This is a genomic window from Collinsella sp. 4_8_47FAA (assembly GCF_000763055.1).
Lineage (GTDB): Bacteria > Actinomycetota > Coriobacteriia > Coriobacteriales > Coriobacteriaceae > Collinsella.
The window spans coordinates 551,940-562,011 of record NZ_KN214134.1 but is presented as its reverse complement, the minus strand read 5'-3'; the positions used below and the strand labels follow the sequence as shown (position 1 = coordinate 562,011).

The following is a 10,072-nucleotide window of genomic DNA, read 5'->3' as shown; positions in this document are numbered from 1 at the left end:
GGGCATCGTGCTGGGCAGCCTGCCCCTCTACGCGCTGGGGCTCGGCGTGGCCCTGCGCCTCAGCCGCAACGCCGCCATCTGCGCCGGTGCGGCGGGGATGCTCCTCGCGTTCTTCTCAGTGGGCGGACTTGCGCACGGCCTCATGACCGGCGAGCTCACCGGTGCCCTGGCGACGCCCCTGAGCTGGGTGCCGCTCGCCTGGCCCGCGCGCCTGGGGTCGCTCGGGATAGAGGCCTTCATCGACGCCGCACGCGCGGCGGCCCCTCTCCTCACGACTGCGCTCGCTGGCCTCGTGCTCGCCCTGGCAGCCGCCGCCGTCCTTCTGGCCTGGTTCTGCCGCTTCGAGGACGGGAGGGCAGATGAGTAGGAAGCCGCTCGCCGCCGTGCTCGCCCTCCTCTCCGCAGCGCTCGTCCTGGGCGGGAATGCCCTGCTCGACGCCGGCTGGGGGTCGGCGCTGCGCTCGATCGCCGACCGCGTGCTGCCCAACCCTGAGATCACCATGTGGGCGCCCGCGCCCGCGGCTGCGCGCGGGGCTCTGGACCGCTGAGCGCGGCGCAAGTACAATGCCGACGGGAGTTTCAGGAGGTCGAACATGGCGAGAATACTGGCAGTGGATGATGAACGGGCGATCCTCGACGCGCTCGCGCGCGTCCTCGGCCGCGACGGCCATGAGGTCGTCAAGGCAGCGGACCCGACGGCGGTCCCGGGGATGGACCTCTCGCGCTTCGACCTCGTGCTCTGTGACGTCATGATGCCGGGGCTCGACGGCTTCGAGCTCGTGCGGCAGATCCGCCCGGACTTCGACGGGCCCATCATCTTCCTGACCGCGCGCGTGGCCGAGGAGGACGCCGTGGCCGGCTACGGCCTAGGAGCCGACGACTACGTCCGCAAGCCCTTCGGGGCCGCGGAGCTGCGCGCCAAGGTCGCGGCCCATCTACGCCGTGAGCGCCGGCCGCGCTCGCACACCCTCTCCTTCGGGGAGGTGCGGATCGACCTCGGGGCGCGCGGCCTCGCCGTGGGCGGCGAGGCCGTTCCGCTCACGCCCACCGAGTACGCCATCTGCGAGTACCTCGCCCGCCACCCCGGGCAGGTCATGAGCCGCGCGCAGATCCGCGAGGCGGTGCTCGGCTGGGAGAGCGACGCCGACGACGCGGCCATATCCATGCAGGTCAGCCGCGCCCGGAGGAAACTCTCCGAGGCCGGCGCCGATCCGATCGCGACCGTCTGGGGGATGGGGTACAAGTGGCAGCTCTGAGGACCGGGGCGCGAGGTCGCGGGGGCATGCCGCTCTCCTTCGTCATCGCGCGCTACTTCGCCTACGCGTTCGCGGCGGTCGCCACGGCGTGGCTCGCCTCGTTCATGGCGCTCTCCGCGGCGATCAACGCGGGCTTCGTCTACGAGGCAAGCTGGGGGCCGGCCAATGCGCGCGAGGTCGCGGAGGGTCTGGCACGCGACGGCGTCTGCGGGCAGCAGGACGTGCCGACGGCGTACCGCTACCTCATCCTGAATAAGGACGGATACGTGCTGATGACAGACCTCGAGGGCACGCGGCTCGAGGACGCGACGGAAATGGCCCGTGCGGCACTCGCCACGGATCCGGGCACAGTGGAGATCGAGGGCGGGGGCTCGGGCCTCACCTACGCCGCGTTCCCGCTCAAGGGCGGCGGGGCCAGCGCACTCGTCAGCGAGTACCTGCCGCAGTGGGTCTCGCGCGACCTCGCCGGCCTGCTTCCCAACCCGCAGAATCTCATGCTCGTCGGCGCCGCTGCGGGAAGCGCGCTCGCGCTCGCGCTCGTGGCGCGCCGCGCGAGCCGCGTGATCTCGCACAAGATGGCGCCGCTCGCGGAGGCAGCGGGGCGCGTCGGCGCGGGAGAGCTCGACTTCGCGGTCGGCAGCACCAACGTGCGCGAGGTGAACGACGTCCTCGCCGCGATGGACGCCATGCGGGCCTCCCTCGCCGAGTCGCTCGAGGCCCGCTGGGCCGCGGAGCGGGGGCAGCGCGAGCAGGTGGCGTCGCTCGCCCACGACCTCAAGACGCCGCTCACCGTGCTGCGCGCCAACGCCGACTTCGTGGCGGAGGAGCTGGAAGACGAGAAAGACGCCGACCTCGCGGCCGCCGCGCGCGACATAGCCGGCGGTGTCGAAAGGCTCGACGGATACGTGCGCCTGCTCATCGAGGCCTCGCGCGGGTCCGGCGGGGCGGAGAGGACCCCCATGCGGCCGGCCGAGCTCTGCGAACAGGTCCTCGCCGAGGCCGCCCAGATCGCCCGGGCGCGAGGCGTGACGCTCGACGCGGCCACGGGCCCTGCTGTCGCGGGCGCGCCCGAGGCCCCGCTCGACCGAACCGCCCTGGCGCGAGCCGCCGCGAACCTCGTGGCCAACGCCGCCGAGCACGCGCGCTCGCGCGTGGCGGTCTCCTGCGACGTCGCGGGCGGGCACCTCGTCATCGAGGTCGCTGACGACGGACCGGGCTTCTCTCCCGCCGCCCTCGAACGTGGCTGCGAGCGCCTCTTCACAGACGACTCCTCCCGCTCCTCGCGCGACGGAGGCCGCCACTACGGGCTCGGCCTCCACGCCGCCTCCGAGGCCGCGAGCGCCCACGGGGGCTCCGTCTCGCTCGCCAACAGCCCCTCGGGCGGCGCGGTGGCCACCATCGCGGTCCCCCTGTGCGGGGCCTGACGACTCAGGCCCCGCACACCGGCGTGGCTCGCAACCAAACGTTTCCCGGACAATAATACCCGTTGCGGGGATCGCCCTGGCTAGTCGCCGCCCCATGTGCATGAGCATGTCGGCGATGCGAGTCGCCATCTCGTCCGCCGCTGGACGGATGTTGGCGACCCAGGACGCAAGGCCGGCCTGATCGGATGCCTCCGCCTCAAGCACGTCGCAAATGACGGCCGCGACCGCCCCGGGAGCCGCCCGCGGCCGGGCACGCGAGGAAGCCTCGAGACGAAAGGAGCTCGAGGACGACCATGACCAAGAGCATTAACAGGAGCCAGGTGAGGCTCATCGCATCGACCAACGCGATATTCGGCGCCGACGAGGCGTGCGCGATGCCGCGCATCAGCCGCGACGCCATGTACCGGCTCGCCCCCCTTGATCTTACCGTCAGAGCATGCTATAAGGTTATTGGTGGCTCATTAAGCTACCTCCAAGTGCCGGGGGAGTCCCCCGGCTATTTTTTTATCCATTCCATTAGGAGTCCCCATTGGCCAAGGAGCTCAGCATCTTCGTCGACGAGAGCGGCGACCGCGGCGGCAAAGCTCGCTACTACCTGCTCACACTCGTCTTTCACGACCAGGCAAACAGCATCGCCGAGGCGGTCACGGGCTATGAGGCCAAGCTTGCCAGGGCCGATCTCCCTAACATTCCGTTTCACTCCGAGCCTCTCATGAACGGGCACAAGGATTATGAGTTTCTTGACATCGAGCAGCGCAAGGTGATGCTCGCCTACTTCTCCTCGTTCGTCCGCAAACTTCCCATTTCCTATATCACGTTCGTCTACCGCCGCAGCCAGTTCGAAGACCCGGCAAGGCTAATGGAGCGCATGGGGCGCGACATCTCCTCCGCAATGATTGAACACCTGGGCTTCTTCCAGTCCTTCGACGATGTGAAGGTCTATTACGACAACGGTCAGGACATTGTCAAGCAGGCGCTCGACCGCTCGGTGGACAAGGTTCTCTCAAAAGGGGTCGTCCGACGCCGCAAGACCTCGATGACCGACTACCGCCTCGAGCAAGTGGCGGATTACCTCTGCACTATCGAACTTGCCTTGGTCAAGTACGAGGCCAAGGAGAACGGTGAGACGTACAACAAGTTCTTCGGAGGTATAGGCTCTTTCAAGAGGAACTGGCTCAAGCAAGCCCGCAGCAAGCGGATATAGGTGGTTCCGCAGTCTCGCAGGGAGCGGTCGTCTCTCCTCCGGCCAGGGCCCCAAGCGACACGCTTCGAGCAGCGATAGCGAAACGCAAGCAACGGCGTCGCGGGCGCCTCGTGCGCCATAGTGTCCATGTGGTCATCTCCTATCGTCTCAGCGTGGTAGCTGAAGATTCTAGGCGCTGGCCACACCCCTTTTCCGGGGCGCCAACACCAACGTTTAGCACACAAGGAGTTTGACGAGATGGCTCAGCGAGTATTGAATCTATCCGCCCATGCAGCCACGTCGAATAACTCCAGATTGGGGTAACTGACCGTTTCCCCCGTTTCTTTAAGACAGGCCTCCGCGGCGTTGCACAGCGAGCTCGCGAGCGACGCCGCATCAACGCGGAACGTCACGCTCTTAGTCGCACGCATCCCGCTCTTGGGCGACGGCCAGGAAGAGCAGAGGGCGTTGCACCCGTGGAGGACAAGCTCGAACTTGTAGTCGTAGTCGAAGCTCTCGTCTTTCTCGGGAGCATCGACCGACACATCGTAGTCGCCTGAATGCAACAGGGAGCACCGGAGCTTCCAGCACATCTTCCCATTAAAGATTTGACCTGGAATCGTTTCACCTTCGTTCGAGGGGTCTCCCGAAAACAGGAAGTCGTTTGCCGCCCAGTCATCAAACCACTTCACATACTGCCGCCCCGCCGCTCTCTTCCCGTTATGAAGGACGAGATTGGGATAAAGAAGCTGCCCCATGGCGTCGGGAATGGTAAGGGAAGACATAAGGGCTGGGATAAGGCAGTCTTTCTCAACCGCATTTCTAATCGATTCGACGAGTAGCTTCATTTCGATGCCTCAAAAAGTCTATGCGGTCTTATGCGAAGAAACGGCCGATCGGCCATGAGCCGAGCGTCGTTCGTGCTTCTTCGTCAAGTGACGCTCTGAGCGCAGAGGCCATGTCCGAGTCTCCGCGCAAGGCTGCTGCGCATGCTTTCGACAGCGCACTATCTGAATTCAGCTGGATTGCCATTAACTCAGATTTCTCCTCGCTAGTAAGATCTCGCTTTCGAGCGGCAATTTGATATCGATTTATCAGGGTTGCCTCTCGATCCGCAAAAGCTTCCAGGGCGTCTACGGTCATCTCGCAGCATTTCAGCAACTCTTCCTTACAGCACGCATCTTGATCGTAGGCTGATAGCATTTCAAGCATCTTGTCGTTGACGTAGGCAGAGCTAACTTCGGTGACTGGATACTGCTTCAACGTAGCGGCAAACACCTCGGCATCGATATTGGCAAGCCTCATATAGTCCTGCATCGTTTGGACGAACAGAGGCGCGACGACTACGGGGGCATCCCCCCTCGCCCCGGAAGAACACCGAGACCGTCAGGTCATCCAGTCGAAGCCCATCGACCATTCGGTACATATCTTCAGATACTTGGTAAAACACGAGCTTAATCGGATGGTTCCCCAGATTGGACCTAACTGCCTCGCGATGAATCGCATGGCCCTAGAGGAAAAAGTCCCTCGCGCTCACGATGCGGATGCCGTCGATATCCGTGTCGTAGGAACCCTGCCTCACGACCACGATCTTCTCGTGGTTGTCTCGTATCGACTTCAGAGGGGCGATCTCTCGCTCCCTGGTCTCGCTTGCGAACATCTCGTCAGTCGCCTGCACGTAGAGCACGCGCCCGTCCTTCGTCGCAACGAAGTCGACTTCCTTGCCATAGAGCTTGCCCACATGCACGCTCCATCCTTCGTAGAGCAGCTGGAGATACACGGCGTTCTCGAACAGGCGGCCAGTATCCGTGACCCTATAGCCGGCCATCCAGGTCCTGAAGCCGGTGTCGACGATGTACTCCTTTGGGTTCGTCTTGAGGAGCGCCTTGCCGTGCAAATCGTAACGCGTGGCACGATAGAACAGGAAGGCCTCCTCAAGCGCACCCACATACGAGGAAACGGTCTTGTTCGTGGTCTTCGGCCCCGCAGAAGTTAACGCGCCGGCGATTCGACTCGACGAGCACTCGTTGCCGATGTTGTCCGCCAGGAATTCGGCCACATGGCGCAGCAGGGAAGGGTCAGTCACCGCACTTTTGCCCTTCCCGCGCTCACGGTTGACAATATCACGCACGGCGATGGCTTCGTAGACGCCGGACATGTACGCCGAGTGCTGCGCCTGGGTCGTCGAGAGGGATGCGATGGCTGGCATGCCCCCGTACTCAAGGTAACGAGTAAGCATGTCGTCGAAGAGAACGGGATCCCCCTCGGGAGTGAGAGCCACCGAAGTTCCCGATACGAACTCGATTCCGCAGAAGTCGGCGAACTCGGAGAAGGACAGGGGCAGCATCTTTACCTCTACGTAGCGCCCGGAGAGATAGGTGGCCAGCTCGCTCGAGAGAAGATACGCATTCGAGCCCGTGAGGTAGATGTCACAATCGAAGTCGACCCTCATTGCGTTGACCGCATCCTGCCAGCCATCGATTCTCTGGGGCTCGTCTATGAAAACGTAGGTGCGACCCTTGTCCGACAGGCGCCCGCGAACGTAATCATAAAGCTGGTCCTCCGTCTTGATGCCCGTACCCTTGCTTTCCAGGTTGACGCTCACAAAGCCGCGGCCAGCGACTCCTTCAGACTCGATGGCCATCCTAATTAGATCGAGAAGGCTCGACTTGCCGCACCTGCGCACGCCCGTGATCACCTTGATGAGGTCGGTGTCATGGAAGAGCATCGCCTCCTCGAGGTATCTATCGCGGTTCCTGAGTCTGCCACCCTTCAAAAGCTGCTCCTAAAACTCGAATCTGGTTACACTTTTAGGAGTATCGTAACTCCACGCCACAAGATGAGCAAAGAGCGCACCTCGAGACGGATCGACCAAGGGGATTACGCACCTGCCGGGAGGCAGGGCAGCTTGCTCGATCGACGCGGACTACCAATTGATAAACCCCAAAAGCCGGACCGCACGGCGGCGCTCGTTTCGCTAAATCGGCTTGATGGGATGGCGAATCACGGTCTTGAGCTTCTCCGGCGCGTACTTGCGCGGGTCGGAGAGGTAAATCTCGTGACAGAGGCGGGATTCGGAGAAGTCGGGCGCATATCCCCGTTCCGCCGCAAATGCACGCATGGCGCCTATGATCGTCAGCTCGTCATCGTAAGGCCCGTATAGCAATGGGCGCGGATTCGGAAGATGCCGCGCCCATTGGCAAACACTATAGCATAGAATCGAACGTCTGTTCTACTCCCACTCGATGGTCGCGGGCGGCTTGGACGTGATGTCGTAGCACACGCGGTTGGCGCCGGGGACCTCGGCAACGATGCGGCCGGAGATGCGGGCCAGGACGTCGTAAGGCAGTTTGGCCCAGTCGGCGGTCATGGCATCGCTGGACTCGACGGCACGCAGGATGATCGGGCGCTGGTAGGTGCGCTCGTCGCCCATAACGCCAACGGACTTGATGTCAGGCAGGACCGCGAAATACTGCCAGCAGCTGTGCTCGGAGTTGCGCTCGCCGGTCTGCTCAAACAGACGCTGGTTGTAGGCGTCGAGCTCCTCGCGCACGATAGCGTCGGCGTTCTTGAGGATCTCGAGCTTCTCCTTGTCGACCGCGCCGATGATACGGATGGCAAGACCCGGGCCCGGGAAGGGCTGACGGAACACGATGTGACCCGGCAGGCCCAGCGCCAGACCAAGCGCGCGGACCTCGTCCTTAAAGAAGTGATCGAGCGGCTCGATAAGGTCGAAGTGCACGCCCTCGGGGAACGGGATCAGGTTGTGGTGGCTCTTGATGGTGGCCGTCTTGCCGCCCGTCTTGCGAGCGCCGGACTCGATGATGTCGGGGTAGATAGTGCCCTGAGCCAGGTACTTGACCGGCTTGCCATCGGTCTCGAGCTGCTGCGCCACGGCGAAGAACTCTTTCCAGAACTGCGTACCGATGATGCGGCGCTTCTCCTCGGGCTCGGTCACGCCAGCCAGAAGCTCGGCATAGCGGTCCTCGGCGTGAACGTGGATAAAGTCGACGTCAAACTGCTTGGTGAAGACCTCCTCCACCTGCTCGGGCTCGCCCTTGCGCAGCAGGCCGTGGTTGATGAACACGCAGGTCATCTGCTTGCCCACGGCGCGAGCGCCCAGCGCAGCCACGACGGAGGAGTCGACGCCACCGGACAGGGCCAGAATCACGCGGTCGTCGCCGACCTTCTCGCGGAACTCGGCCGTCATGGTCTCGACCAGGTTGTCCATGCTCCAGTTGGGCTCCAGGCCGCAGATCTCAAACAGGAAGTTGCTCAGCAGCTGCTGACCATACTCGGAGTGCTTGACCTCGGGGTGGAACTGCGTGGTGAAAATCTTGCGCTCGACGCACTCCATGGCAGCAACCGGGCACACGTCAGTGCTGGCGGTAACGGTAAAGCCCTCGGGCACCTCGGAAACGGCGTCGCGATGGCTCATCCACACGGTCTGCTCCATAGGCGTGGAGTTAAAGAGCTTGGCGCCGGCCGTGCGCGTGATGGTGGCACGGCCGTACTCGCCCACCTCGGAGTGGCCGACCTTGCCGCCGAGCGTCACGGCCGTGATCTGATGGCCGTAGCAAAAGCCCAGGACGGGAAGGCCCAGGTCAAAGATGGCAGGATCGATGGACGGAGCGTCCTCGGCATACACGGAAGCCGGGCCGCCGGAAAGGATGAGCGCAGAGGCGTTCATCTCGCGAATCTCGTCGGCCGAGATGTCGCAGGGGACGATCTCGGAATACACGTTGAGGTCGCGGACGCGACGGGCAATGAGCTGACCGTACTGCGCACCAAAGTCGAGTACGAGGACCTTTGCGGAAGCCTTTTGATCCATGGTTCCCCCTCTTGTTGGCGGGGAGCCGGTGCCCACCCGCGCGAATAAACGAGAATAACTTTCATAGTGTACACGTTATATGGGGTTTCTCGTCCCTCGCAGCCATCAGCGCACGGCAAACGCACGACCTGGGCCCCTATTTAACAACAATTGAAGTGTTACCAAACGTTACAGATGATGTAATACGTTTGAACATTGGACGCCCTGTGCCACAATACTGCCGAACGACTCCGCCTCTGCGGCGGCAAATACGATAGGAATACCAGCATGAAGCGCATCCTTCTCATCGCCACGGGCGGCACCATCGCATCGACCGAGGACGGCAACGGCCTCTCCCCCGCCCTGACCGGTGAGGAGCTCGCCCAGAGCGTCCCCGAGATCTCGGGGCTCTGCGAGCTCGACGTCGTGCAGCCCATGAACATCGACAGCACCAATATGCGCCCGAGTGACTGGATGCGGATCCGCGACGTCATCGTCGAGGGCTATGCCGACCACGACGGCTTCGTGATTCTGCACGGCACCGACACCATGAGTTACACCGCGGCAGCGCTTTCCTACCTGATTCAGGACAGCCCCAAGCCCATCGTGCTCACTGGCTCGCAAAAGCCCATGGGCAACCCCTTCACCGACGCCAAGCTCAACCTGTACCAAAGCCTGCTCTATGCACTCGATGAGCACTCGCACGACGTCTCGATCGTGTTTGGCGGCGTCGCCATTGCCGGCACGCGCGCCCGCAAGCAGCGCACCATGAGCTTTAACGCGTTCATTAGCGTCAACTATCCGCCCATCGCCTATATCCGCAACGGCCGCATCGTGCGCAACGGGCTTCACGGTACGCATCAGGGCGAAAACCCGGTGCATTTCTACGACAGCATCGACCCGCGCGTATTTGTACTCAAGCTTACGCCCGGCGTAAACCCGGGCATCCTCGACGCCCTAGCCGATAGCTACGACGCCGTGATTCTAGAGACCTTTGGCATTGGCGGTATCCCCGAGTTTGGTGAGTCGGGCGAGTCGTTCCAAGAGGCAATTTTCCGCTGGGTCGATTCGGGCCGCACCGTCGTTATGACCACGCAGGTCCCCGAAGAGGGCCTCGATCTGGGCGTTTATGAGGTTGGCCGTGCTTACGCCGATCATCCGGGCATTCTGCGCGGCGATGACATGACCACCGAGACGCTCGTGGCCAAAACCATGTGGGCGCTCGGCCAGTCACGCGATGCGGCTGAGATTCAGCGTCTGTTCCACAGCCAAGTCAACCATGACCGCATCCCGATGGCGTAGTCCCTAAGGCAGTTCCACTTATCGCAGCCTCAAACGACAGGTGGTCCCCCTCGGGCCGTGCAAAAATCGGAGTATTCTGCAATTTCTCCTCCGGACG

10 protein-coding genes and 1 pseudogene are annotated in these 10,072 nt (G+C 63.0%); 6 read left to right on the top strand and 5 right to left on the bottom strand.

Translation table 11 applies throughout. The features are described from left to right. The 5 genes and pseudogenes from HMPREF9463_RS10375 to HMPREF9463_RS02530 all read left to right on the top strand — a co-directional run. Positions 1-367 (top strand): annotated as a pseudogene (locus tag HMPREF9463_RS10375) (lantibiotic ABC transporter permease); the annotation flags it as partial. Then, positions 360-548, top strand: a complete 189-nt coding sequence (locus HMPREF9463_RS02550) for a hypothetical protein (protein WP_035136941.1) — start codon at positions 360-362, stop codon at positions 546-548. The pseudogene HMPREF9463_RS10375 and the gene HMPREF9463_RS02550, both read left to right, overlap by 8 nt. A gap of 45 nt (positions 549-593) precedes the next feature. Further along, a complete protein-coding gene (locus tag HMPREF9463_RS02545; RefSeq protein ID WP_035136940.1) occupies positions 594-1,256 on the top strand; it encodes a response regulator transcription factor in 663 nt (220 codons plus the stop codon). A 26-nt stretch (positions 1,257-1,282) separates the two neighbouring features. After that, positions 1,283-2,680 carry a sensor histidine kinase gene (locus HMPREF9463_RS02540; protein ID WP_052044020.1) on the top strand — a complete coding sequence of 466 codons (1,398 nt, stop codon included), beginning with the start codon at positions 1,283-1,285 and terminating at the stop codon, positions 2,678-2,680. A 529-nt stretch (positions 2,681-3,209) separates the two neighbouring features. Further along, positions 3,210-3,884 (top strand): DUF3800 domain-containing protein, encoded by a 675-nt coding sequence (locus HMPREF9463_RS02530; RefSeq protein ID WP_035136936.1) that lies wholly within the window; start codon positions 3,210-3,212, stop codon positions 3,882-3,884. A 242-nt stretch (positions 3,885-4,126) separates the two neighbouring features. Here the strand turns inward: HMPREF9463_RS02530 and HMPREF9463_RS02525 are convergent, their stop codons facing one another. From HMPREF9463_RS02525 to guaA, 5 genes are all read right to left on the bottom strand, one after another. After that, positions 4,127-4,711 carry a hypothetical protein gene (locus HMPREF9463_RS02525; RefSeq protein WP_035136934.1) on the bottom strand — a complete coding sequence of 195 codons (585 nt, stop codon included), beginning with the start codon at positions 4,709-4,711 and terminating at the stop codon, positions 4,127-4,129. Between the two features lie 28 nt (positions 4,712-4,739). Then, the gene (locus HMPREF9463_RS02520) at positions 4,740-5,168 is read right to left on the bottom strand and encodes a hypothetical protein (RefSeq protein ID WP_035136932.1); all 429 of its coding nucleotides are present in this window, start codon (positions 5,166-5,168) and stop codon (positions 4,740-4,742) included. Positions 5,169-5,373: 205 nt separating this feature from the next. Then, the gene (locus HMPREF9463_RS02515; RefSeq protein ID WP_035136930.1) at positions 5,374-6,639 is read right to left on the bottom strand and encodes an ATP-binding protein; all 1,266 of its coding nucleotides are present in this window, start codon (positions 6,637-6,639) and stop codon (positions 5,374-5,376) included. 201 nt (positions 6,640-6,840) lie between these two features. Continuing rightward, complete coding sequence (locus HMPREF9463_RS10660; protein ID WP_324249158.1) at positions 6,841-6,984, bottom strand: hypothetical protein; 144 nt, start codon at positions 6,982-6,984, stop codon at positions 6,841-6,843. Between the two features lie 111 nt (positions 6,985-7,095). After that, positions 7,096-8,694 (bottom strand): glutamine-hydrolyzing GMP synthase, encoded by a 1,599-nt coding sequence (gene guaA, locus HMPREF9463_RS02510; RefSeq protein ID WP_035136929.1) that lies wholly within the window; start codon positions 8,692-8,694, stop codon positions 7,096-7,098. Positions 8,695-8,961: 267 nt separating this feature from the next. Between guaA and HMPREF9463_RS02505 the strand changes: the two genes are divergently transcribed. After that, positions 8,962-9,975, top strand: a complete 1,014-nt coding sequence (locus HMPREF9463_RS02505; RefSeq protein ID WP_035136927.1) for an asparaginase — start codon at positions 8,962-8,964, stop codon at positions 9,973-9,975. Positions 9,976-10,072 lie beyond the last annotated feature (97 nt).

Bases quoted from the DNA above. Each gene is read 5' to 3' on its own strand.
- HMPREF9463_RS10660 (WP_324249158.1), bottom strand. From the start codon at position 6,984: ATGCGTGCATTTGCGGCGGAACGGGGATATGCGCCCGACTTCTCCGAA.
- HMPREF9463_RS02540 (WP_052044020.1), top strand. From the start codon at position 1,283: ATGCCGCTCTCCTTCGTCATCGCGCGCTACTTCGCCTACGCGTTCGCG.
- HMPREF9463_RS02520 (WP_035136932.1), bottom strand. From the start codon at position 5,168: ATGAGGCTTGCCAATATCGATGCCGAGGTGTTTGCCGCTACGTTGAAG.
- HMPREF9463_RS02525 (WP_035136934.1), bottom strand. From the start codon at position 4,711: ATGAAGCTACTCGTCGAATCGATTAGAAATGCGGTTGAGAAAGACTGC.
- HMPREF9463_RS02550 (WP_035136941.1), top strand. From the start codon at position 360: ATGAGTAGGAAGCCGCTCGCCGCCGTGCTCGCCCTCCTCTCCGCAGCG.
- HMPREF9463_RS02505 (WP_035136927.1), top strand. From the start codon at position 8,962: ATGAAGCGCATCCTTCTCATCGCCACGGGCGGCACCATCGCATCGACC.
- guaA (WP_035136929.1), bottom strand. From the start codon at position 8,694: ATGGATCAAAAGGCTTCCGCAAAGGTCCTCGTACTCGACTTTGGTGCG.
- HMPREF9463_RS02545 (WP_035136940.1), top strand. From the start codon at position 594: ATGGCGAGAATACTGGCAGTGGATGATGAACGGGCGATCCTCGACGCG.